The following is a 26,568-nucleotide window of genomic DNA, read 5'->3' as shown; positions in this document are numbered from 1 at the left end:
CCTGGGCGGGGACGCGAAGCGGGCGGAATATAGCGGGCGCGCCGGGCGGGTCAACCGGCAGATGGCGGCCCATACACCCCAGTGTGATCGCGGCCCGCTCGACAGCCTGTTCCGGGGCAGATACCAGCAGTCGAACCCGGAGAATGCCGCCGTGACCGCCTCCACGACCTTCAAGCCCGTCTCGCCGGGCCATTTCGATCCCGCGCTGCTGGCGGCTGCCGTGGTCGGCCTGATCGCGGCGGCAACGCTGGCCGGCGCGTGGTTCTTTCAACTGGTGCTGGCCATCCAGCCCTGCCCGCTCTGCCTCGAGCAGCGCTACGCCTTCTATCTGCAGCTGCCGCTGGCCGTGCTGCTGGCGATCGCCGCCATCAGACGGGCACCGCGCGCATTGCTGGTCGCGGGCCTTGCGGTGCTGGCGCTGGCGGCGCTCGGCAATGCCGGCCTGGCGGCCTACCACGCCGGCGTCGAATGGCGGTTCTGGCCGGGACCGACCGATTGCTCCGGGCCGGTCGTCAGTCTCGGCAGCGCCGGCAGCCTGCTGGAGCGCCTCAATACCGTGAAGGTGATCCGCTGCGACGAGGTCCAGTTCCGCTTTCTGGGCGTCTCGCTGGCGGGCTACAATGTGCTGATCTCGCTCGCCATGGCGGCGATCGCCGGATGGGGCGCCGCAAAGACCGCGAAAGCCTAGTCGTCGATATCGTCCCGCGCCTTGCCGAACAGGTGCACGATGCCCGGCGTCACGATCGAGACGTAGACAAAGCGCGACAAATGATGCGCGCCGACGAACACCGGATCGATGTGCAGCGTCAGCGCCAGCGCCAGCATCGCGTCCATCGCGCCCGGCGCGAAGGCGACCACGATATCGCTCAGCTTCACATCGGTGGTCAGCGCGATCACCGCGACGAACACCGACGAGATCGCGATCGCGACCCCGAACGACCCCAGCCCCGCCGCCAGATGGCTGAGGATGGTGCGCGGGCTGATCTTGCCGAAGCGCGAGCCGATCAGCGTGCCGATCCCGGTCAAGGCAGCGATATAGGCCCATTGCGGCAGTGCGCCGTGGATCAGGCCGGTGCCATGCAGCACCGATGAGGCCAGCATCGCGCCGAACATCCAGCTCGCCGGAAACCGGATCCAGCGCATGAACAGCGACACGACGACAGCCGCGACGGCGAGCTGCGCCAGCGCCATTGCGGTCGCCGGTTCGCCGCGCGACGGCAGCGGGCCATGGCCCGCAATCCCGGTGGCGGCGAGCAGGAGCGGCACCAAAGCGGTCAGGATCATCACACGGAAGATCTGCACGACAGCGATCCCGGGCACGTCGGCATTGCGCTCGGTGGCCAGCATGATGATCTGCGACAGCGCGCCGGGACTGCCGGCGAGCAGCGCCGACGTGCGGTCCCAGCCGTGAAAGCGTTGCAAATAGAGGCTCGAGCCGAAGGTCGAGCAAAAGGTCGCCACCGCCAGCAGCGCGATTGTCACCGGATAGGCGCTGAGATTCTTCACCATCTCCGGCGACACCATCGATCCCAGCGACAGTCCGAGCGTCATCAGGATCACATGCGCCATCGGCTGCGGCAGCCCGACCGGGCGCCCGGAGACGCCGAACACCGCCACCGCGATCATCGCGCCGGAGATCAACCCGCCCGGCAATTCCGCGAGATAGAACAACGCCGCGCCGACCGTGCCGACCGCGAGGGTTTGCAGCGTGGTGATGTTTTGCGAGAGGGTGGGCAGCGAGAGATTCATGCGCGGGCTCGATTGAACCCGCCTTATGGCAAAGACCGGCGCGCCCTACAAATGCAGCAGGGCGTACGGGCCATGCGCGCGCTTATTCCTTCCCCTCTCCCGCCAACGCTTCTTCGCGGCGCCGTGGGAGAGGGAAAGAACCCGCGCTCGGTTCTCAGCTCTTACCGCCGGTCTTCTTGCAGGCGGAGCGGAATTTGCGGCGCTCCTCGCCGTGCAGCTTCTTGGCGTCGGCCTGCTTGGAGCATTCCAGCGACATTTCGGTGCGCGGCTTGGCCGTCTTGGAGTCCGTCTTGGCATCGGTCTTGGCGTCAGCCTTGGCGGCCGGCGCCATCTTCTCGGCCGGGGTCGACTGGGTCGCGGGGGCGGGCGCCGGCGCCGGCGTCTGCGCGGAAGCCGCGCCGATCAGCATCAAGGACGCGACGGCGGCAATGGCCGCGCGGGAAGCAAATCTCATCATGGGAGCACCTCGGGTTGAAGACAGGCTGAGCGTCGCGCCGCGGCGCTGAATGGCGCGTGAATGGAGGCGCGTGCGGCGCAGCAGCGTAGCGATAATTTTGCGGCGGTGGCGCGGCGACGTTGCCGAATGGCGAGCAGGCGCTACAATACCACCTTCGGATGTCGTTTATCGAGGGGAGTGAACGATCATGAAGACCACTAGCAAACTGCTGTACGCCGTCGCGGCGTCAAGCCTGACAATGCTGACCTTCGGCCCGGCGCAGGCGCTGACCATGCCGGAATGCAGCGCCAAATACAAAGCGGCGCAGAGCGCGGGTACGCTGAACGGCCAGAAGTGGAACGACTTCCGCAAGGCCGAATGCGGCGACGCGGCCAAGCCGGCGGCGGCAGCAACGGCTGCGCCCGCGGCGGCCGAAGCCAAGCCGCCGGAAGCAAAGCCCGCCGCCGCGCCAAAACCGGCAACGCCCGCGCCGGTCGCGACCGGCCCTGCCACCTTCCCCACCGCGATCGATCCGAAATACGCCAAGGAAACGCCAGGCAAGGCGCGGATGCACACTTGTGTCGACATGTACAATGCCAACAAGTCCGGCAGCGGCAATGGCGGCCTGAAATGGATCCAGAAGGGCGGCGGCTATTACAGCGAATGCACCAAGCGGCTGAAGGGCGCGGTGTAAGGGCTCCGGCGGTCGAAAAAAGACGCAGCTGCCCGCGTCCGTCATTGCGAGGTCGGGGAAAGCCTCCGGCTTTCCCCTTAGCGAAGCGACGCGGCAATCCAGAGCCACAAGCTTGGCAAGAACTGGATTGCTTCGTCGCAAGGGCTCCTCGCAATGACGAGGAGAGGTCGGTGCGTCAAGTAGTCAGCGGCCGGCGCTCCATCTCTTCGCCGAAATCGACCGGATGCAGCAGCGCCTTGTGGAGCTGCTCCTTGTCCAGTTCGCCTTCCCAGCGGCTGATCACGATGGTGGCGACGCCGTTGCCGATCAGGTTGGTCACCGCGCGGCACTCGCTCATGAACTTGTCGATGCCGACGATGATGGCCAGCGAGGTGATCGGAATGTCGGGTATGATCGACAGCGTCGCGGCCAGCGTGACGAAGCCCGCGCCGGTGACGCCGGAGGCGCCCTTCGAGGTCAGCATGGCCACCGCCAGCACGGTGGCATATTGCCCGATCGAGAGATGGGTATTGGTCGCCTGCGCCAGAAACAGCGTCGCCAGCGTCATGTAGATGTTGGTGCCGTCGAGATTGAAGCTGTAGCCGGTCGGGATCACCAGACCGACCACCGGCTTCGAGGCGCCCAAGGCCTCCATCTTGGTGATCATGCGCGGCAGCACCGTCTCCGACGACGAAGTGCCGAGCACGATCAGAAGCTCGTCCTTGATGTAGCCGATGAAGCGCAGGATCGAGAAACCGAAGACGCGCGCGATGCCGCCGAGGACCAGCAGCACGAACAACAGCGACGCCAGATAGAAAGTGAAAATCAGGTAGCCGAGATTGACCAGGGCGCCGAGGCCGAACGAGCCGATGGTGAACGCCATCGCGCCGAACGCGCCGATCGGGGCCAATTGCACGATCATGCCGATGATGCGGAAGAACATCTTGCCGGCGAGATCGATGCCGTTGGCGATGGCTTCACCGGGCTTGCCCATATGCGAGATCGCAAAGCCCGAGAGGATCGCGACCAGCAGAACCTGCAGCAGGTCGCCCTTGGCCAGCGAGTCGAAGTAGGAGTTCGGGATGATCGCCAAAAGGTGCGAGACGAAGCTCTCGTCCTTGGCGCGGGTGACGTAGCTCGCCACCGACTTCGGATCGAGCGTCGCCGGATCGATATTGAAGCCGGCGCCGGGCTGCAGGTAATGTCCGACCAGAAGACCGATCAGCAGCGCCACCGTCGACACCGTCTCGAAGTACAATAGCGTCTTGCCGCCGATGCGGCCGACCTTGCGCATGTCGCCGATCGAGGCGATGCCGTGCACCACCGTGCAGAAGATCGCCGGCGCGATCATCATCTTGATCAGCGAGATGAAGCCGTCGCCGAGCGGCTTCAGCGCCTTGCCCGCATCCGGATAGTAATAGCCGAGCGTCACGCCCAGAATGATCGCGATGATCACCTGGATGTACAGGATTCGGTACCAGGGCTGCTTGGGCATGACGGCACTCTTTCGCAAAACGCGTTCGGTCATTCAGGAGGGAAAGCGAACGTCAGGTCGCCGGAGCGATCTTGTCCTGCGTTTTCGTTTCGAAGTCCGAGGCATCATGGCGTTCGTGCAGCTGGCCTGCCGGGTCGCCCGAGATACGATTGACCATCCGTCCGCGCTTCACCGCAGGACGGCCAGCGATCGCCTTTGTCCAGCGCTGCATGTTCTTGTAGCTCTGCACGTCGAGGAATTCTGCGGAGTCGCCGTACAGCTTCCCCTCGGCAAGGCCGCCATACCAGGGAAACACCGCAATGTCGGCGATCGAATAGTCGTTGCCGCCGAGATACTCGGTTTCGGCCAGGCGACGGTCGAGCACGTCGAGCTGCCGCTTGGTCTCCATCGAGAAGCGGTCGATGGCATATTCGATCTTGCTCGGCGCGTAGGCATAGAAGTGCCCGAAGCCACCGCCCAGATAGGGCGCGCTGCCCATCTGCCAGAACAGCCATGACAAGGTTTCGGCGCGGGCCGGGCCGCTCGCGGGCAGCAACACGCCGAACTTTTCGGCCAGATGCATCAGGATCGCGCCGGACTCGAACACCCGCACCGGCGTCGGCCCGGACCGGTCCATCAGCGCCGGGATCTTCGAGTTCGGATTGACCTCGACGAAGCCGGAGCCAAACTGGTTGCCGTCGATCCGGATCAGCCAGGCGTCGTATTCCGCGCCGGCATGGCCGAGCGCGAGCAACTCCTCCAGCATGATCGTGACTTTCTGTCCGTTCGGCGTCGCCAGCGAATAGAGCTGCAGCGGATGCTTGCCGACCGGCAGCTCCTTGTCATGGGTCGCCCCGGCGATCGGCCGGTTGGTGCTGGCAAACTTGCCGCCATTTTCCTTGTTCCAGGCCCAGACCTTGGGCGGCGTGTAGGTAGAGTCGTTCATGGGATCTCCGTGCGTCGGGCAACGTCAAATCTGGCCGCGCTCATCAGGATGAGCGGCGTGCGGTGTCGGTCGTATAAGGGATAAAGGTCATATTGCCGCACCTCAAAAACAAGAGGCGGACGTGCAGCAAGGAGGGTTGACGTGGGGGCGGGGTAACCGGTGGCGGCTACCCGGGGAGCACAGCAGGGCGGCTACCCGGCTCCGAAGGCCACCGCCACATTGTACGTGATCAGGCTCGCTGCATAGGCCAGCGCGAACATGTAGAGGAACGCCACCACCATCCAGCCGGTGCTGCCGGTTTCGCGGCGGATCACGGCGAAGGTCGATGCGCATTGTGGGGCAAAGATGAACCAGGCGAGGAACGACAGCGCCGTGGCGAGGCTCCATTTGCTGGACAGCGCCTGGCCGATGGCATCGGCCGCTTCCTTGCCGCCCTCGATCGCATAGACGGTGCCGAGTGCGCCGACGGCGACCTCGCGCGCCGCCATGCCGGGGATCAGCGCCACCGCGATCTGCCAGTTGAAGCCCAGCGGCGCGAAGAACGGTTCGAGAAACTTTCCGATCATCGCCGCCAGGCTGTAATTGATCGCAGGCTCCGTGGCGCCGGCCGGCGGCTGCGGGAACGACGCCAGGAACCAGATCAGCACCATCATCGCCAGGATCGTGGTGCCCGCCCGCTGCAGGAACATCTTGGCGCGGGTGTAGACGCCGATCGCGATCGATCGCAGACGTGGCAGCTTGTAATCCGGCAGTTCGAGCATGAACGGGGCAGGCTCATAGTCGCGCCACATGAAGAACTTGATGACGAACGACATCGCCAGCGCGCTGGCAATCCCGGCGACATACAGGCCGAACATCACCAGCCCCTGCAGGTTGAAGATACCCCAGATGTCGTTGGCTGGAATGAAGGCCGAGATGATCAGCGTGTAGACCGGGATCCGCGCCGAACAGGTCATCAGCGGCGCGATCAGGATGGTGGTGAGGCGGTCGCGCTTGTTGTCGATCACCCGCGTCGCCATGATCCCGGGGATCGCGCAAGCAAAGCTCGACAGCAGCGGGATGAAGGCGCGGCCATGCAGCCCGGCGCCGCCCATGATGCGGTCCATCAGGAACGCGGCGCGGGCCATGTAGCCGAAATCTTCCAGGAGCAGGATGAACAGGAAGATGACGATGATCTGCGGCAGGAACACCAGCACGCTGCCGACGCCGGCGATCAGGCCGTTCTGCAGGAAGCTTTGCAGCAGCCCCGCGGGCAGCACCTGCTGCACCAGGGCGCCGAGTGCGCCGAACGAATCCGACAGCAATTCCATCAAGGGCTGCGCCCAGCTGAACACCGCCTGGAACATGACGAACAGGATCAAGGCCAGGATCACCAGCCCGCCGACCGGATGCAGCACGACGGCATCGACCCGCGTGGTCAGCGTGTCCGGCTTGGCCGGCAGCGTCACGCATTGGCGGATGATCCGGTCGGCCTCGCGCTGCAGCGCCTTGAGGTCGGATATGGCCAGCGGCTGCCAGGTGTTGGCGATCGCGGCCGGCTGAGCGCGCGCCGCGAATTCCTCGGCACGGGCGATCAGTTCGGCGGTGCCGCCCTTGCGGACCGCGATCGAGGTCACGACCGGCACGCCGAGCGCCGCCGAGAGCGCGTCGATATCGACGCTGACGCCGCGGCGTTGCGCGATGTCGAACATGTTGAGCACCAGCAGCAACGGCCGGCCGGTACGCTTGAGCTCCAGCACCAGCCGGAAGCTCAGCCGCAGATTGGTGGTATCGGCGACACACAGCACAAGGTCGGGCAGCGTCTCGCCGGGATAATTGCCAAGCACGACGTCGCGGGTGATTTCTTCATCGGGGCTGCGGCCGCGCAGCGAATAGGTGCCGGGCAGATCGACCAGCGAAATCTGCCGGCCACTCGACGTGACGAAGGCGCCGGTCTTGCGCTCGACCGTGACGCCCGCATAATTCGCAACCTTCTGCCGGCTGCCCGTGAGCGCATTGAACAGTGCGGTCTTGCCGCTATTCGGCGCGCCGACCAGCGCCAGATGCACCGGGCGAGGATCCAGGGAAAGGGGGGTGACGAGCCGGTTCATCAGCGCACGACGATGGCCATCGCCTCGCGCCGGCGCAGCGCGATGGTGACATTATCGACGCGGACCGCGATCGGATCGCGGCGGATCGCGCCCTCATGCAGGATCTCGACCCGGGCGCCTTCGACGAAGCCCATCTCGATCAGCTGGCTTTCCAGCTCGAGCGCCGACAACGAAGAGCCACCTTCCAGAATCTCGAGCCGCTGGATCGTCCCGCAGAAGCCGCGGGGGGCGTTTCCAAGCACGTAAGCAATGGGGCTGGCGGTCGCTGTGTCCATCGCATGCTTCTTCCAAGCGCGGCCGATGCGGTCAAGCGCCAACCGGCAATCTAGAATGATTGTAAAGACACGATACCGGCAATGTCAGGAGAAGCAGCCATGAGGGCCGCGGAATCGACATCGCCGGCGACGCGAGCGATAAAGCCGGAACTGACGGGGACCCCATGATCGCGAGCCTGTGTTTGATTCTGCTGTGCCAGCTGGCCGGCGAGATTTTCGTGCGCGGCCTCGCACTGCCGATGCCCGGCCCGGTGATCGGCATGCTGCTGCTGCTCGTCCTGCTCCTGGCGCGCGACCGCATCAAGCTGCTGGCCCGCGGACCACTGGGGGACGGCGGCGTCGAGAGCAGCGCGCGCGGGCTGCTGGCGCATCTGTCGCTGCTGTTCGTGCCGGCGGGCGTCGGCATTGTGCAGAAGCTCGACCTGCTCGCCGCGCATGGCCTGGCGATCGCCGCGGTGCTGGCACTTTCGGTGCTGATCACGTTGTTGGTGACGGTGGCGACCTTCCTGCTGGTCGGACGGCTGATGTCGCGCGGACGGCAGACACCATGAGCGCCGATCCGTTCTCGCTCTGGGTCTTTCTGTCCCAGTCGCCGCTGCTGTGGCTGACGGTGACGCTGCTGGTCTATGCCAGCACCGACGCGCTGTCGCTGGCGACCGGCCGCAATCCGTTCGCCAATCCCGTATTTCACGCGATGTGGATCATCGCGGCCTTCCTGCTCCTGACCGGCACCTCCTACACCACCTATTTTGGCGGCGCGCAGTTTGTGCACTTCCTGCTCGGGCCGGCGACGGTGGCGCTGGCGGTGCCGCTTTACGAGAACCGCAAGATCGTCGCCGCGGCGATCGTGCCGATGCTGGTGGCGCTGGTGATCGGCTGCGCCACGGCGATCGTCTCGGTGGTGCTGCTGGCCAATGCATTCGGCCTGCCGCGCGAGATCGTGCTGGCGCTGGCGCCGAAGTCGGTGACCGCGGCGGTGGCGATGGGCATCAGCGAGTCGCTCGGCGCCGATGCCTCGCTGACCGCGGTGGCGGTGATCCTCACTGGCATCATGGGCGCGATCATCGTGACGCCGCTGATGAACAGAATGGGCATCACCGACTACCGCGCCCGCGGCTTCGCGGTGGGACTGGCGTCGCACGGCATCGGCACCGCGCGCGCGTTCCAGGTCGATGCGGTCGCCGGCGTGTTCGCCGGCATCGCGATGAGCCTGAATGCGCTGGTGACGTCGCTGCTGGTGCCGATCGCCGTCACGCTGCTGCTGCGCTGATGGCCATCACGAAATCGCGCCGCCAAGCCATCGCAGTTGTGATGACGCCGGCATGGAGCGGTGCGGCAAGACTGGTTATGGTCGCGCCGTCGATAACAAGAAGCGCCCGATTATGATGACCCTGATGCAGGACGTGTTGGCACTGGCATCGGGCGTGCTGGTCGGCTTCTCGCTGGGGCTGGTCGGCGGCGGCGGATCGATTCTGGCGGTGCCGCTGATGGTCTATGTGGTCGGCGTACCCAGCGCCCATGTCGGGATCGGCACCAGCGCCATCGCGGTGGCCGTCAATGCCGCGATCAATCTCGCCAACCATGCGCGTGGCGGCCGGGTGCACTGGTCCTGCGCGCTGGTGTTTGCCTCAGCCGGCATCGTCGGCGCGTTCGGCGGGTCCTCGCTCGGCAAGCGGGTCGATGGCAGCAACCTGCTGGTGATGTTCGCGCTCCTGATGCTGGCGATCGCCGGGCTGATGCTGCGGTCGCGATCCCGCACCGGAATCGACCGGGTCGCGATCAGCATGGCCAATACGCCGGCGCTGCTGGCGCTCGGCCTCGCCACCGGCGCACTGTCCGGTTTCTTCGGCATCGGCGGCGGCTTCCTGATCGTGCCGGCCCTGATGCTGGCGACCGGCATGTCGATCATGAGCGCGATCGCCTCGTCGCTGGTCGCGGTCACGGCGTTCGGCGTCACCACCGCTGCGAGCTATGCGTGGTCCGGCCTGATCTCGTGGCAACTGGCGCTGATGTTCATCCTCGGCGGCGTTGTCGGCGGCCTCGCCGGCACCGCTTCGGCTCGCTATTTGTCGCTGCGCCGCGGCGCGCTCAACACCGTGTTTGCATCTATCATTATCGTGGTGGCGCTCTATATGTTGGCCCGCAACATCTACGTCACCTGAACGTCGGCGCGCAGTACCGCCGGGAGCCCTGCATGAGCGATATCATCAACACATCCCGGCGCATCCCGGGCCCAAGCCGCCGCGGCGCCTTGGCACTGCTCGGCGGCGGCGCCGTGCTGCTCGGCTTCGATGTCGCGCCGGTCGCGGCGGTGGCCGCCAATGGCGACGAGAAGGTGCTGAACGAGGCCTCGGTGCTGCGCGATCCCGACATCCCCGTCGCCGGCAATCCCGACGGCGACATCACGATCGTCGAGTTTTTCGACTTCCAGTGCCCGTATTGCAAGAAGCTGGCGCCCGAGTTGAACGCCGCGGTGAAACAGGACGGCCGCGTCCGTCTCGTGCACAAGGACTGGCCGATCCTCGGGCCAGTATCGGTCTATGCGTCGAGGCTGGTGCTGGCGACGAAGTATCAGAACAAGTTCGTCGAAGCGCATGACGCGCTGATCTCTCTCCCAGTCAAACTCACCGAGTCCGGCGCCCGCGAGAGCCTCGCCAAAGCAGGCATCGACGTCGACCGCGCGATTGCCGACCTGCAGACCCATCAGGACGCCATTGTCGCCACGCTGAAGCGGACCAACGAGCAGGCGACGGCGTTCGGCTTCAACGGCACGCCGGCCTTCATCATCGGCAAGTTCCGTGTCCCCGGCCCGCTCACGCAGGAGCAGTTCGGCCAGGCCATCGCAGACGCCCGCAAGGCAAACGCGAAGAAGTAGACGCAAAAAACGCCCGCGTCGTGCGACGCGGGCGTTTTCGTTGTCAAATCAGGTCGATCAGTTCGACGTCAGCTTGACCCAGTCCTTGTGGGTGCGCGTCTTCAAAGCATCCCATTCGCTGGACGCGACGTCCCAGTTGACGATGGTGCGGCCGGGCTGCGCGACCTCGCCGCTGGCCACGGTCGATGTCGACATCGAATCGTGGATGTAGATGCCGCCGGTCAGCAGCAGCGCACCCAGGATCATTCCAACAAACATCCGCATCGCAAATTCTCCAATGAGCGCGAACAACGCGATGTCCCTGAGAATGGTTCCAATTTTCGTTTACCATCTTCCCGATGACGGGTTAGACGTTCAGCGATCATTGCGAGGAGCGAAACGACGCGGCAATCCAGAAGGCCGCAAGCTCGGCAAGAACTGGATTGCTTCGTCGCTTCGCTCCTCGCAATGACGGCGGATTGGCCTGAGCTAGGTCCGCGACTTCGTCGCAGCAGCAGGTGGTGCAGCAACGGGAGGCGTCGTCGGCGCAGCAGGCCCCGCCTCCGCCGTCACGATGTTCAGCGACTTCAACTCGTCCGGCTTGAAGATGAACAATCGGTCCGTCGGCGTTTCCATCGCATGCACCCAGACCTGCAAATTGATGCCCATGTCGGCGAGGTAGCGCTGGCAGCGCGCCGAGATGCGCTGCGCGTCGCTCATGTCGTCGCGCGGCGCCATCGGGTCCGGCCGGCTTCCGGCAAATACCTGATGCACCCCGATCGCGGCCTTGTCGCCGGCGCGGCGCTCGTGGCCGCCGAAGAACACCAGCGGACACGACGACGCGCAATATTTACCGGCGCCAACCTCGGTCGCCAGCTTCTTGTCACGAATGAGCTTGCCCATCGCCAGTGCATCGCCGACCGAGCCGCCCGGCGAGTTCAGCACCACGGTCTTGACGTAGTCGCCGCGCTTGCCGATTTCCGCGGCGAAGGCCTTGGAGATGCCCGGCGTGATGGTGCCGGTCGCCATCAGCCGGCCACCGCCGACCAGTTCGAAGGTCATCGGCCGGGCCATTGCGCCGTCGGGCTGCGGCAGCGGCGCGCCGCGGCGCTCGGCGCCGGGCAGCAGCGGCGCCAGGATCGCCGGCACCGAAAGCCCGGGCGACGCCTTGGTCTCAGCCGGGGTCAGCCCGATGTCTTCCGGCTTCATCCAGCCGTTCATGGTGGCGAGATCGAGCGCCAGCGCGCCGACGGCCAGCATCACCATGCCGCGGAAGATGAAGCGCAGGATACCGTCGTCGGGATGGTCCGACAGCCATGCTTGGAAGCGTTGGTTGAAGGTCGAGGAGGCCATCGCGGTTACTTGGTGTGCCGCGCCGAGGACAGCGGCGTGACGTTCTCGTCGCTCGCCGCTTCGGGAATGGCCGCGGCATCGCCATCCGGCGTCGTCCCCTCCGGCACCGCATGGCGTGCGGTCTCGATCTCCCTCGCCATCTTCAGCGCCATCATCATCTCGCCGACGGTCATATCCGTCGCATGGCTCGAAGGCTGCCCCTCGCGGCGGATCGCGGCGTGCACCACGCAGAGGATCAGCACCAGCACCGCCGGCATCAGGTCGATCGAGATGGCGCCGGCCCAGCTCGGGATGAAATCGCCGGCGTAACGCAGCACCGCTTCCGCCGGCGACATCGCCTGGAACCGGGCCGGCTCGACCCGCGGCGTCTGCAGGATCTTGTCGGCGGCATCCGACAGCGACGCGGCCTGCGCGTTGATCGAGCCTTCGACCTTGCTGACCACGGCGGTCTGCCGGTCGGCAAGATCGCCGCGGCCGCCGGCGGCCGGCGCGATGAAACCGGCGGTCAGCGACGCGGACGCGCGCTTCACCGCGGGCGCCACCGAGGTCTGCTGCAAATTGGCGATCACGCCCATCAGCGCCAGGGATTCGGAGGCAAAGGCGTCGCTGCGGGTGGAGATCGGGCCACGGTCGGAGATCAGCTCGCGCATCCTGGCCAGATGCTTGCCGCCCTGCTCGAACAGCGAGGTGACGCGCTTGCCGGAGGCCTGCACTTCCTGGCCGAGACTGTCGAGCTGCCCGGACATCTGGGTCAGCAACTGCACCACCGTGCCGGACCCCGAGGTTCCGGTCAGCAATCCCGTCCGCTCGGCATCGGCGAGGCGGGCAAAGCGCGACGACGCCAGCTGGATATCGGGCAGCAGGCCCTGCGCGGCGATGGCGTTGGTGTTCGCGGTGTCGAGGTCGCGGGTGTAGTTCTGCACGGTAATGCTGAGATGTTGCTGGATCGCGGCGGCGCCGGCCAGCGCCGAGGCGTTCAGCCACGACGACATCGCCACGATCATCAGCGATCCCAGCAGCATGCAGCCGAACATCAGGTTGCGGCCGCGGCGGTCGACCACATGCGGCATGAACTGCATCAGGAACACCCAGAACGCATAGATGCCGACCGAGACCGCAACCGAATAGATCACCGCGGCGAAGAACACCGTGGTCGGGCTGCCGTTCAGCAATTCGCGAACGCCGAGATAGGTGTAGACCCCCGCCGCCAGCGCCAGGATGGCGGTGGTCAGCTTCAGCATCCCCTCGAGGCGCGCGACGCCGGATGTCAGCAGCGCGGAGGTGGAGCGGGCGGGGGAAATCAGGGGCATGGGGTGTCCCAGTCCAATATGAATGAAAAAGAGCGCCCCCGCTAAGCCGTTCAGCTAGTGGAGAAAATCGACAAGATTATGTCGCGGCCTACTCTTGAAGCACGGGCAAGAGCGGTCAACTCTGGAACATAGCGCAATGGTGACTGTTCATTGACCGGCGCCGCTGGCCGCAAGCCGGCTTCGAAGCCTGTTGTCGAATGGAATCCACATGTCGAATGCCGAGATCATCGCCGCTCCTGCTGCGACCGAAGAGCCTGTGCACCAATATGATGGGGCAGTCGGCGGATGGGGGTCGCTGCGGGGTCTGACGTCCGTCGTGCTGCGCGAACAACCCAACCCGGTCACGCTCGGCCGGCAATTGCTTCGGCAGAACAAGGATGACGGGTTTGCATGCGTAAGCTGCGCTTGGGGCAAACCGGACAAGCTGAGCCCGGCTGAATTTTGCGAGAACGGCGCCAAGGCGACGGCTTGGGACCTGACTCGGCACCGCTGCACGCCGGAATTCTTCGCCAAACACACGCTGACCGAATTGCGGACGTGGCCTGACTTCGATCTGGAGCATCAGGGCCGACTGACCGCACCGATGCGCTACGACGCCGCCACCGACAAATATGTGCCTTGCCAATGGGAAGAGGCCTTCGCCGAGATCGGCCGCGAGTTGAAGGCGTTGAAGCCAAAGTCGGTGGTGTTCTATGCCTCCGGCCGAGCCTCGCTGGAAACGTCCTACATGTACGGCCTGCTGGCGCGCATGTACGGCAACAACAACCTGCCCGACAGCTCGAACATGTGCCATGAGTCGACCTCGGTCGGCTTGAAGTCGGCGATCGGCGTGCCGGTCGGCACCGTCAAGCTGGAGGACTTCGAACACACCGACTGCATCCTGTTCTTCGGCCAGAATGTCGGCTCCAACAGCCCGCGTATGCTGCACGAGTTGCAGCCCGCGGCAAAACGCGGCGTGCCGATCATCACCTTCAATCCGCTGCGTGAACGCGGCCTGGAGGAGTTCACCAATCCGCAGTCGCCGTTGCAGATGGTGACGGGCTCCTCGACCGCGATCAGCACGCAATATTACCAGCCGCGTCCGGGCAGTGACATCGCCGTGATGACCGGCATGTGCAAATGGCTGATCGAACGAGACGACGCGGCTACTGCGACAGGCGGCGCACGCGTGCTGGACCACGAATTCATTGCCACCCACACCTCCGGCTTCGAGGAACTCGCCACGTTCTGCCGCGCCGCCGACTGGGCGGAGATCGAGCAAGAAACTTCGCTGTCGCGCTCCGACATCGAAACTGCTGCGGAAACCTATGCCCGCGCCAAGGCCGTGATCCTGGTCTACGGCATGGGGCTGACGCAGCATCGCTTCGGCGTGCAGAACGTCCACATGGCCTGCAACCTGCTGCTGCTGCGCGGCAATATCGGCAAGCCCGGCGCCGGTCCGTGCCCGGTGCGCGGCCATTCCAATGTGCAGGGCCAGCGCACCGTCGGCATCTCCGAAAATCCTGAACTGGTGCCGCTGGACAAGTTGGCTACGCAGTACGGCTTCGAACCGCCGCGCGACAAGGGCCTCAACACCGTCGAAGCCTGCGAAGGAATCTTGAAAGGCGACGTCCGCGGCTTCATCGCCCTCGGCGGGAATTTTCTGCGCGCCATTCCGGATACCCAACGCATGGAACCGGCATGGGGCGGATTGCGGCTCTCGGTACAGATCGCGACCAAGCTCAACCGCAACCATCTGGTCCCCGGCGAGGTGACTTATTTGTTGCCGTGCCTCAGCCGGATCGAGCGCGACGTGCAGGCCAGCGGCCCGCAGACCGTATCGATGGAGGATTCCACCAGCGTCATTCACCCGTCGTTCGGCGATGTCGAGCCGAGCAGCAAGGACCTGCTGGCTGAAGCCACCATCGTGGCGGAAATCGCCAAGGCGACGCTGCCTGACAATCCGAAACTGGACTGGACGGCATGGACCGCCGATTACGCAAAGGTGCGCGACGCCATTGCCGAGACCTATCCGGAGTGGTTCTACGATTTCAACCAGCGCCTGAAAAAGCCTGGCGGCTTCTATCGAGACAACAAGGCGCGCCGTCGCGACTTCACCGCGACCAAGAGCGGACTGGCGACCTTCTTCGCGCCGACCCAACTCTCGGCCACCGGGTTTGCCGACGCGCCGGGCCTGCTTCGGTTGATGACACTGCGCTCCAACGACCAGTTCAACACCACGATTTACGGCTATGAAGATCGCATGCGCGACGTGAGCGGCACCCGCGAGATTTTGTTCATGAACCCGGAAGATATCGTGCACTACGGCCTGAAGGATGGCGACGCGGTTGGACTCGCCACCGATGCGCCGGACGGTCTGGCGCGCGAAATGCGCGGGCTGAAGGTGTTTTCCTACAACATCCCGCGCGGCAGCGTCGGCGCCTATTATCCGGAATGTAACGTGCTGGTCCCGGTCGGGCATTACGCCGAGGAGAGCATGGTCCCCGCGGCGAAATCAGTGCCGGTGCGTCTCATCCTGAAATGAGCCGTCTTACGACTCCGCCGAGCGGCCGCCCTGGATCACGACCACGCGGCTGCCGGTCTGGACGCGGCTGTAGAGGTCGATGATGTCCTGGTTCATCAGCCGGATGCAGCCGCTGGAGACGGCATGGCCGATGGTCGCCGGCTCGGTGGTGCCGTGGATCCGGAACATGGTGTCGCGGTCGCCCTGATACAGATACATCGCGCGCGGGCCGAGCGGATTGTCGATGCCGCCCTGCAGACCGCTGGCCATGTGGCGATAGCGCGCCGGCTCGCGGTTCATCATGTTCTCGGTCGGGCTCCAATGCGGCCATTCCGCCTTGCGCTTGATCACGGCGTTGCCGGCAAACGCCAGGCCCGCCTTGCCGACCCCGATGCCGTAGCGCATCGCGCGGCCGTTGCCCTCGACCAGATAAAGATGGCGCGCGGCGGTATCGACGATGATGGTGCCGGCAGGTTCCCGCGTGCGGTACTCGACCGGCTGGCGCAGCATCGCCGGGTCGATCTCGCTGACATCGATGGGGGGCAGTTCATGGCCACCATCGGTCATGGAGGCATATTTCGCCGACGCGCCCCCGGCAAAACCGCCGAGCCCGCCACCGCTGCTGGCGCAGCCGGCCAGCGAGGCCGACACCATCAACAGCGCCAGCAAGCGCAACCCGCGTGATCCGCCAAAACCCGTCATCATCATTCCCAGTCGTCACTACCAATGGAACCGCGCTTGGTAGCGCGATCCGTCCCCCCATCGGTTGGGGCCTGCAGCGAACTTAGGAAAGTGACATTCGTGTCAACGGCGCCATGGCGGGGCTTTTTGCGCAGGGTGTGATGCAAGCGCCACAGCCACCACCACTTCAGGGTGTCTGAGCGCGGTGATGCGTTCCGAATTTTTCGACCATGGTCTCGCTGGCCTGGTTCAGCCCCATCACCTCGACGTCCGCGCCATGGCGGCGCAGCTTCAGCACGATATCGTCCAGTGCGCCGATCGCGCTGATGTCCCAGAAATGCGCCGCGCTGACGTCGATGCAGACGCGCGCCGGCACGTCCTGGTAATCGAAGGCGTCGATCAGGCTCTGCGCCGAGGCGAAGAACACCTGGCCCCGGACGCGGTAGGTGATGCCGCCGCCGTCCGCGCTGCGCTCCGAGCCGACATCGAGCAACCGCGCCACCTTGGCGGCGAAGAACACGCCGCTCATCACCACGCCACCCAGCACGCCCATCGACAGATCACCGGTGACGACCACGAGGACCACCACCGTCAGCATCACCACGCTGGAGCTCAGCGGATGCGAGCGCAGGTTGGTGACCGACGACCACGAGAAGGTCGAGATCGACACCATGATCATGACGGCGACCAAAGCCGCCATCGGGATCTGTTTCACCCAGTCGCCGAGCACCACGATCAGGAACAGCAGCAGGCAACCGGCGAACAGCGTCGACAGCCGCGTCCGCGCGCCGGCGGTGACGTTGATGACGGACTGCCCGATCATCGCGCAGCCGCCCATCGCGCCGAGAAAGCCAGTGACGAAATTGGCGACGCCCTGGCCGACACATTCGCGGTTCTTGTTGCTGGACGTGTCGGTCATGTCGTCGACGATCGACGCCGTGAGCAGCGATTCCAGCAGGCCGACGGCCGCCATGGTCAGCGAATAGGGCAGGATGATCCGCAGCGTTTCGAAATTGAACGGCACCTGCGGCAGCGCGAAGAACGGCAGCGAGGACGGCAACTCGCCCATGTCGCCGACGGTGCGCAACTTGATTCCGGAAAGCAGCGTGAACGCCGTGAGCACGATGATGGCGACCAGCGCCGACGGCACGCGCTTCGTGACGTAGGGGAACAAATAGATGATGCCGAGGCCGGCGGCGACCATCGGGTAGGTTGGCCAGCCCACATTTATCAGCTGCGGCAGCTGCGCCATGAAGATCAGGATCGCCAGCGCATTGACGAAGCCGGTCATCACCGAGCGCGACACGAATTTCATCAGGAGGCCCAGCCGCAGCGCGCCAGCGACGATCTGGATCAGGCCCATCAGCACGGTCGCGGCGAACAGATATTGCAGGCCGTGGTCGCGCACGAGCGTGATCATCAGCACCGCGGTGGAGGCCGTGGCGGCAGAGATCATCGCCGGACGCCCGCCGACGATGGCGGTGACCACCGCGATCGAGAACGAGGCATAGAGCCCGATTTTGGGATCGACGCCGGCGACGATGGAGAATCCGATCGCTTCCGGAATCAGCGCCAGCGCGACCAGCGTACCGGATAAGAGTTCAGTGGGAATATTGCTCAACCATTCGCGGCGGAAGCGTTCGACGAATGTCATGGGGAAAGACCGATAGGGTCAGCGCGGCTGACGGGCCATGCCCGATCTACCGAAAGCAGAAAATTTCTGATTGCGCTGAGGGGTTTCCGGGGGATAGGCGCCCGGCCGAGCCACCCGATCAGATCGGGTCCGACGATCGTTTCAAACTGCCTTGGTAACGCCGCGGAATCAAGCGCGACTTCGCAGCATCGCCGCTCAAATGCCAGTCGTAATGCGAAGCAATCGCAGCTATGGGAATGCGCCTTGCATCTCCGGCGACGCCATACTAGAGCACACAGCCGCGCTTGCCGCGTCCCTCAATGAGCATAGATGATGACAAGCGTTCGCAGTCTGGCGCAGGGCAGCATCGTCGTGGGCTTCGCCGTCCTCGGCCTGAAATATGTCGCCTATCACCTCACCGGCAGCGTCGCGCTGCTGTCGGACGCGATCGAAAGCATCGTCAATGTGGTGACGGCCGTCGTGGCGCTGATGGCGATCAGCCTGAGTGCCAAGCCGGCCGACGAGGAACATCCCTACGGGCACCACAAGGCGGAATATTTCTCCGCCGTGCTGGAAGGCGTGCTGATCGTGCTGGCCGCGATCCTGATTCTCCACGAGGCCTATGCCAGCTATCTGGCGCCGCGCGCGCTCGATGCGCCCTGGCTGGGGCTGGCCGTCAACGGCCTGGCCACCGCACTCAATGCGATCTGGGCCTGGGTGCTGATGCGGTTCGGCCGCAGCCGGCGCTCGCCGGCGCTGGTGGCCGACGGCCGCCACCTCCTGACTGACGTGGTGTCGTCGATCGGCGTGCTGGGCGGCGTCGGCGTTGCCGCTGTCCTGAACATTCCGATCCTCGATCCGATCCTCGCCGCTTTGGTGGCGCTCAATATCCTGTGGGCCGGCTGGGCCCTGATGAAGGAATCGCTCAGCGGGCTGATGGACGAGTCGATTCCGCCGACGACGCTGCTGGCCATCAAGAAGATCATCTCGACCCAATCGGGTGGCGCGATCGAGGCGCACGACCTGCGCACCCGCCGCGCCGGCCGCATGACCTTCATCGACTTTCATTTGGTGGTGCCGGGCACCACCACCGTCAGCGACGCGCACGAGATCTGCGACACGCTCGAGATCGCGATCCGGGAGGAGATCGGCGAGGCGCTGATCACCATCCATGTCGAGCCCGACGACAAGGCCAAGCACGCCGGCATCGTGGTGCTGTAGACCTGTTGTCCGAGCGCCGCAGACGAAATCTGTGCTCTTTGACAGCGTCCCCTGCCATGCTAGTTGGGGGATGAGGAAAGTTCTTTGAAGCAGCATTCGCACAGACGCCGGTTTGGCACCGTGGCATCGCTCGCCGCGGCCTATGCGCTCGTGCTCAACGTCATCCTCTCCAGCCTGCTGCTGGCCTCGGTGTCGCCGGCGCTCTACGCCGCCGGCTTCGAGATCTGCGCCGTCAATCCGGACCATGGCGACGCCGGCAAGAGCCCCGGCCAGGTCGCGGTGCATTGCCCGGTCTGCGTATTCGCGCACGCGCCCGGCGCGCCGCCGCAGCCGACCGAGTTCCTCACCACGCGGATCGCGATCACCATCGCACCGACCATCGCCCGCGAGGCCGCCATTATTGCGCGGTTGGCCGCCACCGACCATCAGGCCCGTGCCCCGCCGCGACTGATCTGACGTCCCGCGCGATCCCGCGCGCCCATCTCGTCATATCAATCCGGTGGAGTTAACCCATGTTTTCCGTATCCCTGCGGCTGCGCAGCGCTTCGCTGGCATCCGCGGCTGCGCTGCTATCCAGCGCGACCTTCTCGGATGCCGCCTCCGCGCAAGCCGGTTCACAGACCGAGCTGCCGTCCGTGACCGTCGATGCCCCGCAGCAAAAGCGCGCTGCCGCCCGACCGGCCCGTCGCGCCACAACCACCTCGACACGCGCCTCGCGTCAGCCGGTGGTGGCATCGGCGCAAACCGCCCAGGCGCCGGGCGTACCGGGCTCGCTCACCGTCGCCACCGCGCAGCAGGCGCTCCGCGAAATCCAGCGAACGCCGGGCGGCGTCGCGCTGGTGACGGCCGATGTCTGGCGCAACTCGACCGTCAGCAACTCGATCAAGGACATCCTCGATTATGTGCCGGGCGTGATCGCGCAACCGAAATGGGGCGACGACACGCGGCTGTCGATCCGCGGCTCCGGCCTGTCGCGCAATTTCCATCTGCGCGGCGTACAGCTCTATATGGACGGCATCCCGATCAACACCTCGGATGGCTATGGCGATTTTCAGGAGATCGATCCGACCGCCTACAAATATGTCGAGGTCTACAAGGGCGGCAACGCGCTGCGGTTCGGCGCCAATTCGATGGGCGGCGCGATCAACTTCGTCACTCCGACCGGCCGCGATCCGTTCCCCAACAGCGCCAGCATCGACATGGGCGCGTTCGGCTATCGTCGCGTGCAGGCCAGCGCCGGCGGCGCCAACGGCCCGTGGGACGGCTTCCTCACCGCCTCGACGCAATCGACCGACGGTTTTCGCGATCATAGCTGGGGCACATCGACCCGCGTCAGCGGCAATGTCGGCTACCAGTTCTCGCCGGATTTCGAGACCCGGTTCTATCTCAACGCCAACGAGGTGCGGCAGCGGATTCCCGGCTCGGTGACCAGGGCCTCGGCGCTGAACTCGCCGACCACCGCCGCCGCCGGCAACATCAGCGGCGACCAGCAGCGCAATATCGACACCGTGCGGCTCGCCAACAAGACCACGATCCGCTTTGACAACACCACAGTAGATTTCGGCGTGTTCGGCGTCGATCGCCACCTGATGCACCCGATCTTCCAGGTGCTGGACTATCACTACCAGGACTATGGCGGCTTCGCGAAGCTCACCGACGACCGCTTCATCGGCGGCTACCGCAACGTGTTCACCGCCGGCGTCAACCTCGTCAACGGCCGCATCGACAACACGCAATACGTCAATGTGGGCGGTCAGAAGGGCGCGCTGGCTTCATCATCGGTCGACTCGTCGAAGAACACCTCGGTCTATGCCGAGAATTCGTTCTATTTTCTGCCGAGCGTGGCGGCGATTGCCGGCACCCAGTTCCTCTACGCGACACGCAATCGCCGGGATCGTTTCCTGAGCGACGGCGACAATTCAGGCTCGACCGAATTCAACCTGTGGAGCCCGAAGGCGGGCCTGTTGTGGCAGATCGATCCGACCTGGCAGGCTTATGCCAATGTCTCGCGCAGCGCCGAAGTGCCGAGCTTCGGCGAAAGCTCGTCGGGTGCAGGCATCCCGACGATCCCCTTCACCAGCATCAAGCCGCAACGCGCCACGACCTATGAGATCGGCACCCGTGGCCGGCGGCCCGACCTCACCTGGGAGCTGACCGGCTACCGCGCCGAGATCAAGAACGAGTTGCTGTGCCTGTACAGCGTATTCGGCAATTGCAACGTCACCAACGCCGACCGCTCCATCCATCAGGGTATCGAGGCCGGCCTCGGCATCGCCGTGATGAAGGGCCTGTTCGCCGTCGGCGAGCAGCCCGACCGGCTGTGGCTCAACATGGCTTACACGCTGAACGACTTCCGCTTCGACAACGACGCGGTCTACGGCAACAACCTGCTGCCCGGCGCGCCCAACCATTATTTGCGCGCCGAACTGCTCTACAAGCACGCCAACGGCTTCTACATCGGCCCCAATCTCGAATGGGTGCCGGAATCCTATTACGTCGACAGCGCCAACACGCTGAAGACCGAACCCTATGCGATCTGGGGCCTCAAGGCCGGCGTCGACAATGGCGGCACCTATTCCGGCTATATCGAGGCCCGCAACATCGCCAATACCACCTACATCGCCTCGGCCAGCATCATCGACAGGGCCAATGCGAATTCGACGCTGTTCGAGCCCGGCTTCGGCCGCGCCGTCTATGCCGGCATCAAGGCCCGCTGGTGATCGCCATGACCAAGCATCCAACGAAAGGACCTACCATGAAGAACCTCTCCACGCTCGCGCTCGCTGCCGGCCTCGCCGCCCTCGCGGCGCCGTCTCACGCCCACGTCTTCCTGCAAAGCGGCACCGCCACGGTGGGCGGATCTTATCGCGCCGTGCTGGCGGTGCCGCATGGCTGCAAGGCGTCGGCCACGACCAAGATCACCGTGACCATTCCCGAGGGCATGGTCGCGGTGAAGCCGATGCCGAAGCCGGGCTGGAGCATCGACGCGAAGAAGGGCGCCTATGCGAAATCCTACGAGTTCATGCACGGCATGAAGGCCTCCGAAGGCGTGCAGGAGATCAGCTGGACCGGCAAGCTCGACAACGACTTCTATGACGAGTTCGTCTTCACCGGCTATCTGCCGGCGGAGTTGAAGACCGATGCGCCGCTGTACTTCCCGACGCTGCAGAGCTGCGAGGCCGGCTCCGAGAACTGGGCCGAGATCCCCGCCGCCGGCCAGGACCCGCATGCGCTGAAATCCCCTGCCCCGATGCTGCAGCTTGCGGCATCCACGAAGCCGGCGATGGCCGCGATGGCGCAGGCCGGCGAGTTGATGATCACCGCGCCGTGGACCCGCGCGACCCCGCCCGGCGCCAAGCTCGCCGGCGGCTACCTCACGATCATGAACATGGGCAAGACCAGCGACCGCCTCACCGGCGGCAGCTTCGGCAATGGCGGCAAGATCGAGGTCCACGAAATGACCATGACGGACGGCGTGATGAAGATGCGCGAACTCGGCCGTGGTCTCGAGATCAAGCCCGGCGCCACCGTGAAGCTGGAGCCCGGCGGTTATCATCTGATGCTGCTGAACCTCCCCGCCCCCTTCAAGCAGGGCGACAAGGTCAAGGCGCAGCTGACCTTCGAGAAGGCCGGCAAGATCGACGTCGAACTCGATGTTGCCGGCATCGGCGCCCAGGCCCCGGCCGGTGCTGGCCACGCGCATTAACCTGCGGCGATCGGTAGCCCGGATAGCGGCGCGCAGCGTCGCGGTGCTGCTATCCGGGAACAGAGCTCATCCGGGCTACGACAGATCAATGATTTTCAATAGACAATCCAATTTTGTATACATATACAAAATCCATGAGCCCAATTGCTGCCCGCCCTTACCTACGAGACGAAGTCTATTCCGCGCTGAAAGCCAGCCTCGGGCTGCGCGCGGCCGGGATCACCGCGCCGGTCCGCGTGCGGGAGGAAGAGCTGGCCGCCGAGCTTGGCGTCAGCCGGACCCCGGTGCGGGAAGCGATGCGCCGGCTCGAGCAGGAAGGGCTGATCGCATTTCGCCCGCGCCGCGGCGCCCGGCTGATGCCGACCTCGCTGGCCGAATATCTAGAATGGCTGGCAATCCGCGAAATGCTGGAAGGGCTTGCCGCGCGCGACGTCGCAGCTCACGGCTCAGCCGACGTCTGCGCGCGTCTGCGCGCGGTATTCGCCAGTTTCGACGAGGCTGGCGCGCTGGCGCGTCCGGCCGACTATGCCGCGGCCAATACCGCCTTCCATGCCCTGCTGATGCGCGAGAGCCGCAACACGCTGCTGGAAAAGACCTGGGACTCGTTCGGCCATCTCAAAATGGCCGGGCTGCGCTTCATCGAGCGGCTCGATCGCGGCGCGCAATCCTTCCACGAGCACTTCGACATCATCGACGCCATTGAGGCCCGGGATCCCGACCGCGCCGAGGCGGTGGCGCGACGCCATGTCCGCGTGCTGCGCGAGCAGGCGGCATCCTCCCTCACCGAATTCGACATCACCGACAAAGACGGAAACCCATCATGATCTTTCTGACCTTCGAAGCCGGCAACGACAGCCACCTCGGCCTCCTGATCGGCGAGCAGGTGCTCGACCTCACGGCCGCCTGGCCGTCGAAACAGACCGCGCCGCGCCATGTCGGCGATCTCGCGGAAGCCGGCGAGGCCGGCATCGCGACCGTGCGCGAGTTGCAGTCGTCGGCGAAGAACCTGCTGCCGCGCGCGTCGCTGAAAATCCTGGCGCCGATTCCGCGGCCGAAGAAGAACGTGTTCTGCGTCGGCCGGAACTACAAGGAACATATCGACGAAGGCATGCGCGCGCAGGGCAAGGCCCCGGTGCCGCTGCCGGCCGTGCCGGAATTCTTCACCAAGCCGCCGACCGCGGTGATCGCCGACGGCGAGACCATTCCGCAGCACGCCAACGTCACCGCGCAGCTCGACTACGAGGTCGAACTCGCCGTCATCATCGGCACCAAGGGCTCCAACATTGCAGCCGCCGACGCCTATTCCCACATCTTCGGCTACTCGATCATCAACGACATCACCGGCCGCGACACGCAGCGCCGCTACGGCCAGTGGTTCAAGGGCAAGGGGCTGGACCGCTCCTGCCCGTTCGGGCCGGTGGTGGTGCACGCCTCGGCGCTGCCCAACGTCGAAGATCTCCGCATCTTCAGCACGGTCAATAGCGAGCTGCGCCAGGATAGCCGCACCAGCCGGATGATCTTCGATATTCCCGCCATCATCGAGCACCTGTCGCGCGGCCTGACGCTGGAGCCCGGCGACGTGATCGCCACCGGCACGCCGTCCGGCGTCGGCTATGCGATGGAGCCACCGCGCTTCCTGGTCGACGGCGACCGCGTCACCGCCGAAATCGAAGGCATCGGCATCCTCCACAACACGATCACCGCCTGAACAACAATAAAAACGAGAGGAAACGACCATGAGCAACGCCGAAACCTTTCGCATCAAGCGCGCGACGTCGGATTTTCGCTGGCCGAACGGCGCGAAGATCGCAGTCGTGTTCAACCTCGCTTATGAGGCCTGGTCGCCCGGCAAGGCGCCGGGCATCGGGCCGATGGGCAACGTGCTGCAGCCGGGCTATTTCGATACCAACGCGCATTCCTGGGCGAGCTATGGCGCGGTGCGCGGCATCCAGCGCCTGACGCGGATCGCCGCGGCCAACAAGGTCAAGACCAGCATCATGGTCAACGGCGTGCTGGCGGAGACGCATCCCACGGTGCTCGCCGAACTGCACGCTGCCGGCCACGAGATCGTGGCGCATTCCTACGGCATGGACGTGATCCCGGTGTATTTCGACGAGGCCGGCGAGCGCGCCAACATCCGCCGCACCGGCGACCTGATCGCGGGCATCACCGGCGAACGGCCGCTCGGCTGGATCAGCCCGCGCGGCACCGGCAGCCTGATCAGCCCACGGCTGCTCGCCGAGGAAGGCTATGTCTGGTTCGGCGACTGCAACGACGACGACCTGCCGGCGATCATCTCCTCGGGCGACGCCTCCGGTCCGTCGATCGTCGGCATTCCGCTGACCATGGACGTCAACGACCTGCCGCATTCGATCCGCTACGGCAATGCGCCGGCCGCTCTGGTCGAGCAATTCCGCGCCATCCTCGACAACGCCCCTGATGCCGACGATGCGCCGTTCATGCTCGACGTCACCGCGCATACCCATGCCTTCGGCCGCCCGGCCGGCGCCTGGGCCTATGACGCCATGATCAAACTGGCGCTCGCGCGCGATGACATCTGGATCGGCACCCGCATCGAGATCGCCCGCCACGCGCTCGCGCATGGTGAGTTGTTCAAGGACCAGACGACCTAAGCTCCCGACAAGACCAGCGGCGCCCAAGCGCCCGATCAATCCCAGGAGGAAACGCCATGTCATCCGCCGTCACCCGTCCGGCTTTCGCCGCTCTGCTTGCCGCTGTCACGATCGGCTCCACCCTGCCGGCCGCCGCGCAGCCCTACCCCTCGCAGCCGGTGAAGCTGGTCGTGGCCTTCGCGCCGGGCGGCCCGGCGGACCTGATCGCCCGCATCCTCGGCCAGAAGCTCAACGAGCAGTGGAAGCAGCCGGTGGTGATCGAAAACCGCGGCGGCGCCGGCGGCAACATCGCCGCGGGCGCGACCGCCAAGGCGGAGCCGAACGGCTATACCGTGCTGGTGACAACCAGCGCCTTCGCGGTCAATCCGAGCCTGTCGTCGAAGGCCGGCTACAATCCTGCCGATTTCACCACCGCGATCGTGGCGGCCACGACGCCGAACCTGATCGTCGGCGCGCCAAGCCTGAAGGCGAAGACGCTGCGCGACGTGATCGAGGCGTCGAAGACCGAGAACTACACCTATGGCACCGCCGGCGTAGGCACCACGCCGCACCTGTCGGCCGAGAAGATCTTCCGCCTCAATGCCAAGGTGACGATCGTACATGCGCCATTCACCGGCGCCGGCCCGGCGCTGAACTCGGTGATGGGCGGTCACACCGCGCTGGCCAGCGTGGCGCTGCCGGCGGCGATGGAACTGGTCAAGGGCGGTCAGGTCAAGGCGCTGGCCGTCACCAGCAAGGACCGCATGAAGTCTCTGCCGGACGTGCCGACCGCGCGCGAACTCGGCCTCAGCGACGACGAGGACGCCACCTGGGTCGCCTTCATGGTGCCGGCGCAGACGCCGCCCGCCGTGGTCGCCAAGCTGAACGACGACATCAACACCGCGCTGGCCGATTCGGGCATCCGCGAACAATTCGAGCGCATCGGCTTCAGCACGATCGGCGGCTCATCGTCGGACTCGCAGGGCTATGTGAAGTCCGAAATCACCAAATGGGGCGAGATCATCCGCAAGCTGGATCTGAAGCAGGAATAA

26 protein-coding genes and 1 other annotated feature are annotated in these 26,568 nt (G+C 65.3%); of the genes, 15 read left to right on the top strand and 11 right to left on the bottom strand.

Features of this window, described 5'->3' with window-relative positions; translation table 11 throughout:
• Nucleotides 1-151: 151 nt before the first annotated feature.
• Nucleotides 152-688, top strand: a complete 537-nt coding sequence (locus FIU28_RS03835; protein WP_246660854.1) for a disulfide bond formation protein B — start codon at nucleotides 152-154, stop codon at nucleotides 686-688.
• On the opposite strand, the gene FIU28_RS03830 is transcribed toward FIU28_RS03835, so the two are convergent.
• Together FIU28_RS03830 and FIU28_RS03825 are read right to left on the bottom strand one after the other, a co-directional pair.
• The gene (locus tag FIU28_RS03830; RefSeq protein WP_143571764.1) at nucleotides 685-1,749 is read right to left on the bottom strand and encodes an AbrB family transcriptional regulator; all 1,065 of its coding nucleotides are present in this window, start codon (nucleotides 1,747-1,749) and stop codon (nucleotides 685-687) included. The two genes, FIU28_RS03835 and FIU28_RS03830, sit on opposite strands and share 4 nt — an antisense overlap.
• Nucleotides 1,750-1,903: 154 nt before the next feature.
• Nucleotides 1,904-2,203 (bottom strand): PsiF family protein, encoded by a 300-nt coding sequence (locus tag FIU28_RS03825; RefSeq protein ID WP_143576015.1) that lies wholly within the window; start codon nucleotides 2,201-2,203, stop codon nucleotides 1,904-1,906.
• Between the two features lie 190 nt (nucleotides 2,204-2,393).
• Between FIU28_RS03825 and FIU28_RS03820 the strand changes: the two genes are divergently transcribed.
• Entirely contained in the window at nucleotides 2,394-2,879 is a 486-nt protein-coding gene (locus FIU28_RS03820) for a hypothetical protein (RefSeq protein ID WP_143571763.1), read from the top strand.
• A 175-nt stretch (nucleotides 2,880-3,054) separates the two neighbouring features.
• On the opposite strand, the gene FIU28_RS03815 is transcribed toward FIU28_RS03820, so the two are convergent.
• From FIU28_RS03815 to FIU28_RS03800, 4 genes are all read right to left on the bottom strand, one after another.
• Entirely contained in the window at nucleotides 3,055-4,386 is a 1,332-nt protein-coding gene (locus tag FIU28_RS03815; RefSeq protein ID WP_143571762.1) for a dicarboxylate/amino acid:cation symporter, read from the bottom strand.
• A gap of 19 nt (nucleotides 4,387-4,405) precedes the next feature.
• Nucleotides 4,406-5,278: a glutathione-dependent disulfide-bond oxidoreductase gene (gene yghU / locus FIU28_RS03810; RefSeq protein ID WP_143571761.1), complete on the bottom strand. Its 873-nt coding sequence runs from the start codon at nucleotides 5,276-5,278 to the stop codon at nucleotides 4,406-4,408.
• 191 nt (nucleotides 5,279-5,469) lie between these two features.
• On the bottom strand, nucleotides 5,470-7,368 hold the full coding sequence (gene feoB / locus FIU28_RS03805; RefSeq protein WP_441351267.1) for a ferrous iron transporter B: 1,899 nt from the start codon (nucleotides 7,366-7,368) through the stop codon (nucleotides 5,470-5,472).
• Nucleotides 7,368-7,643: a FeoA family protein gene (locus tag FIU28_RS03800; RefSeq protein WP_168202853.1), complete on the bottom strand. Its 276-nt coding sequence runs from the start codon at nucleotides 7,641-7,643 to the stop codon at nucleotides 7,368-7,370. Before FIU28_RS03800 ends, feoB begins: the two co-directional genes overlap by 1 nt.
• Nucleotides 7,644-7,807: 164 nt before the next feature.
• On the opposite strand from FIU28_RS03800, the gene FIU28_RS03795 reads away from it, so the two are divergent.
• The 4 genes from FIU28_RS03795 to FIU28_RS03780 all read left to right on the top strand — a co-directional run bounded on the left by FIU28_RS03795 (nucleotide 7,808) and on the right by FIU28_RS03780 (nucleotide 10,518).
• Entirely contained in the window at nucleotides 7,808-8,194 is a 387-nt protein-coding gene (locus FIU28_RS03795; RefSeq protein WP_143571760.1) for a CidA/LrgA family protein, read from the top strand.
• Nucleotides 8,191-8,913, top strand: a complete 723-nt coding sequence (locus tag FIU28_RS03790; protein ID WP_143571759.1) for an LrgB family protein — start codon at nucleotides 8,191-8,193, stop codon at nucleotides 8,911-8,913. Before FIU28_RS03795 ends, FIU28_RS03790 begins: the two co-directional genes overlap by 4 nt.
• 112 nt (nucleotides 8,914-9,025) lie before the next feature.
• Nucleotides 9,026-9,805 carry a sulfite exporter TauE/SafE family protein gene (locus FIU28_RS03785; RefSeq protein ID WP_143571758.1) on the top strand — a complete coding sequence of 260 codons (780 nt, stop codon included), beginning with the start codon at nucleotides 9,026-9,028 and terminating at the stop codon, nucleotides 9,803-9,805.
• Between the two features lie 32 nt (nucleotides 9,806-9,837).
• Nucleotides 9,838-10,518, top strand: a complete 681-nt coding sequence (locus FIU28_RS03780; protein ID WP_143571757.1) for a DsbA family protein — start codon at nucleotides 9,838-9,840, stop codon at nucleotides 10,516-10,518.
• Nucleotides 10,519-10,575: 57 nt separating this feature from the next.
• On the opposite strand, the gene FIU28_RS03775 is transcribed toward FIU28_RS03780, so the two are convergent.
• The 3 genes from FIU28_RS03775 to FIU28_RS03765 form a co-directional block, all read right to left on the bottom strand.
• Nucleotides 10,576-10,782 carry a hypothetical protein gene (locus FIU28_RS03775; RefSeq protein WP_143571756.1) on the bottom strand — a complete coding sequence of 69 codons (207 nt, stop codon included), beginning with the start codon at nucleotides 10,780-10,782 and terminating at the stop codon, nucleotides 10,576-10,578.
• Nucleotides 10,783-10,986: 204 nt separating this feature from the next.
• A complete protein-coding gene (locus FIU28_RS03770; protein WP_143571755.1) occupies nucleotides 10,987-11,850 on the bottom strand; it encodes a hypothetical protein in 864 nt (287 codons plus the stop codon).
• A 5-nt stretch (nucleotides 11,851-11,855) separates the two neighbouring features.
• A complete protein-coding gene (locus tag FIU28_RS03765; protein WP_143571754.1) occupies nucleotides 11,856-13,160 on the bottom strand; it encodes a hypothetical protein in 1,305 nt (434 codons plus the stop codon).
• A 208-nt stretch (nucleotides 13,161-13,368) separates the two neighbouring features.
• Here FIU28_RS03765 and FIU28_RS03760 point away from each other — a divergent pair, with 208 nt between their 5' ends.
• Entirely contained in the window at nucleotides 13,369-15,684 is a 2,316-nt protein-coding gene (locus FIU28_RS03760; protein WP_143571753.1) for an FdhF/YdeP family oxidoreductase, read from the top strand.
• Nucleotides 15,685-15,690: 6 nt separating this feature from the next.
• On the opposite strand, the gene FIU28_RS03755 is transcribed toward FIU28_RS03760, so the two are convergent.
• Together FIU28_RS03755 and FIU28_RS03750 are read right to left on the bottom strand one after the other, a co-directional pair.
• Complete coding sequence (locus tag FIU28_RS03755) at nucleotides 15,691-16,365, bottom strand: L,D-transpeptidase (protein WP_246660853.1); 675 nt, start codon at nucleotides 16,363-16,365, stop codon at nucleotides 15,691-15,693.
• Nucleotides 16,366-16,531: 166 nt separating this feature from the next.
• The gene (locus tag FIU28_RS03750; RefSeq protein WP_143571752.1) at nucleotides 16,532-17,998 is read right to left on the bottom strand and encodes a SulP family inorganic anion transporter; all 1,467 of its coding nucleotides are present in this window, start codon (nucleotides 17,996-17,998) and stop codon (nucleotides 16,532-16,534) included.
• 80 nt (nucleotides 17,999-18,078) lie between these two features.
• Nucleotides 18,079-18,132 (bottom strand) — a sequence feature (sul1 is cis-regulatory element that is thought to sense ions involved in sulfur or methionine metabolism; They are found in Alphaproteobacteria).
• A gap of 178 nt (nucleotides 18,133-18,310) precedes the next feature.
• Here FIU28_RS03750 and FIU28_RS03745 point away from each other — a divergent pair.
• The 8 genes from FIU28_RS03745 (at nucleotide 18,311) to FIU28_RS03710 (ending at nucleotide 26,568) form a co-directional block, all read left to right on the top strand.
• Entirely contained in the window at nucleotides 18,311-19,198 is an 888-nt protein-coding gene (locus tag FIU28_RS03745) for a cation diffusion facilitator family transporter (protein WP_143576011.1), read from the top strand.
• Between the two features lie 84 nt (nucleotides 19,199-19,282).
• Entirely contained in the window at nucleotides 19,283-19,654 is a 372-nt protein-coding gene (locus FIU28_RS03740; protein ID WP_143571751.1) for a DUF2946 family protein, read from the top strand.
• A 56-nt stretch (nucleotides 19,655-19,710) separates the two neighbouring features.
• Nucleotides 19,711-21,918: a TonB-dependent receptor family protein gene (locus tag FIU28_RS03735; RefSeq protein WP_143571750.1), complete on the top strand. Its 2,208-nt coding sequence runs from the start codon at nucleotides 19,711-19,713 to the stop codon at nucleotides 21,916-21,918.
• A gap of 35 nt (nucleotides 21,919-21,953) precedes the next feature.
• Complete coding sequence (locus FIU28_RS03730) at nucleotides 21,954-22,904, top strand: DUF1775 domain-containing protein (protein WP_143571749.1); 951 nt, start codon at nucleotides 21,954-21,956, stop codon at nucleotides 22,902-22,904.
• Between the two features lie 134 nt (nucleotides 22,905-23,038).
• Nucleotides 23,039-23,728 carry a GntR family transcriptional regulator gene (locus FIU28_RS03725; RefSeq protein ID WP_143571748.1) on the top strand — a complete coding sequence of 230 codons (690 nt, stop codon included), beginning with the start codon at nucleotides 23,039-23,041 and terminating at the stop codon, nucleotides 23,726-23,728.
• A complete protein-coding gene (locus FIU28_RS03720; protein ID WP_143571747.1) occupies nucleotides 23,725-24,612 on the top strand; it encodes a fumarylacetoacetate hydrolase family protein in 888 nt (295 codons plus the stop codon). Before FIU28_RS03725 ends, FIU28_RS03720 begins: the two co-directional genes overlap by 4 nt.
• 28 nt (nucleotides 24,613-24,640) lie before the next feature.
• Nucleotides 24,641-25,537, top strand: coding sequence for a polysaccharide deacetylase family protein (locus FIU28_RS03715; protein WP_143571746.1), 897 nt, complete (start codon nucleotides 24,641-24,643; stop codon nucleotides 25,535-25,537).
• Between the two features lie 56 nt (nucleotides 25,538-25,593).
• Entirely contained in the window at nucleotides 25,594-26,568 is a 975-nt protein-coding gene (locus FIU28_RS03710; RefSeq protein WP_143571745.1) for a Bug family tripartite tricarboxylate transporter substrate binding protein, read from the top strand.

The organism is Tardiphaga sp. vice154 (genome assembly GCF_007018645.1).
GTDB lineage: Bacteria > Pseudomonadota > Alphaproteobacteria > Rhizobiales > Xanthobacteraceae > Tardiphaga.
The sequence above is the reverse complement of the archived record's forward strand: the minus strand, read 5'-3'. Positions and strand labels throughout refer to the sequence as shown.

Coding starts and splice junctions, on each gene's coding strand:
- FIU28_RS03785 (WP_143571758.1), top strand. CDS start 9,026: ATGATGACCCTGATGCAGGACGTGTTGGCACTGGCATCGGGCGTGCTG.
- FIU28_RS03715 (WP_143571746.1), top strand. CDS start 24,641: ATGAGCAACGCCGAAACCTTTCGCATCAAGCGCGCGACGTCGGATTTT.
- FIU28_RS03800 (WP_168202853.1), bottom strand. CDS start 7,643: ATGGACACAGCGACCGCCAGCCCCATTGCTTACGTGCTTGGAAACGCC.
- FIU28_RS03815 (WP_143571762.1), bottom strand. CDS start 4,386: ATGACCGAACGCGTTTTGCGAAAGAGTGCCGTCATGCCCAAGCAGCCC.
- yghU (WP_143571761.1), bottom strand. CDS start 5,278: ATGAACGACTCTACCTACACGCCGCCCAAGGTCTGGGCCTGGAACAAG.
- FIU28_RS03830 (WP_143571764.1), bottom strand. CDS start 1,749: ATGAATCTCTCGCTGCCCACCCTCTCGCAAAACATCACCACGCTGCAA.
- FIU28_RS03795 (WP_143571760.1), top strand. CDS start 7,808: ATGATCGCGAGCCTGTGTTTGATTCTGCTGTGCCAGCTGGCCGGCGAG.
- FIU28_RS03735 (WP_143571750.1), top strand. CDS start 19,711: ATGTTTTCCGTATCCCTGCGGCTGCGCAGCGCTTCGCTGGCATCCGCG.
- feoB (WP_441351267.1), bottom strand. CDS start 7,368: ATGAACCGGCTCGTCACCCCCCTTTCCCTGGATCCTCGCCCGGTGCAT.
- FIU28_RS03755 (WP_246660853.1), bottom strand. CDS start 16,365: ATGACGGGTTTTGGCGGATCACGCGGGTTGCGCTTGCTGGCGCTGTTG.
- FIU28_RS03780 (WP_143571757.1), top strand. CDS start 9,838: ATGAGCGATATCATCAACACATCCCGGCGCATCCCGGGCCCAAGCCGC.
- FIU28_RS03730 (WP_143571749.1), top strand. CDS start 21,954: ATGAAGAACCTCTCCACGCTCGCGCTCGCTGCCGGCCTCGCCGCCCTC.
- FIU28_RS03720 (WP_143571747.1), top strand. CDS start 23,725: ATGATCTTTCTGACCTTCGAAGCCGGCAACGACAGCCACCTCGGCCTC.
- FIU28_RS03710 (WP_143571745.1), top strand. CDS start 25,594: ATGTCATCCGCCGTCACCCGTCCGGCTTTCGCCGCTCTGCTTGCCGCT.
- FIU28_RS03750 (WP_143571752.1), bottom strand. CDS start 17,998: ATGACATTCGTCGAACGCTTCCGCCGCGAATGGTTGAGCAATATTCCC.
- FIU28_RS03760 (WP_143571753.1), top strand. CDS start 13,369: ATGTCGAATGCCGAGATCATCGCCGCTCCTGCTGCGACCGAAGAGCCT.
- FIU28_RS03770 (WP_143571755.1), bottom strand. CDS start 11,850: ATGGCCTCCTCGACCTTCAACCAACGCTTCCAAGCATGGCTGTCGGAC.
- FIU28_RS03725 (WP_143571748.1), top strand. CDS start 23,039: ATGAGCCCAATTGCTGCCCGCCCTTACCTACGAGACGAAGTCTATTCC.
- FIU28_RS03775 (WP_143571756.1), bottom strand. CDS start 10,782: ATGCGGATGTTTGTTGGAATGATCCTGGGTGCGCTGCTGCTGACCGGC.
- FIU28_RS03825 (WP_143576015.1), bottom strand. CDS start 2,203: ATGAGATTTGCTTCCCGCGCGGCCATTGCCGCCGTCGCGTCCTTGATG.
- FIU28_RS03820 (WP_143571763.1), top strand. CDS start 2,394: ATGAAGACCACTAGCAAACTGCTGTACGCCGTCGCGGCGTCAAGCCTG.
- FIU28_RS03790 (WP_143571759.1), top strand. CDS start 8,191: ATGAGCGCCGATCCGTTCTCGCTCTGGGTCTTTCTGTCCCAGTCGCCG.
- FIU28_RS03745 (WP_143576011.1), top strand. CDS start 18,311: ATGACAAGCGTTCGCAGTCTGGCGCAGGGCAGCATCGTCGTGGGCTTC.
- FIU28_RS03765 (WP_143571754.1), bottom strand. CDS start 13,160: ATGCCCCTGATTTCCCCCGCCCGCTCCACCTCCGCGCTGCTGACATCC.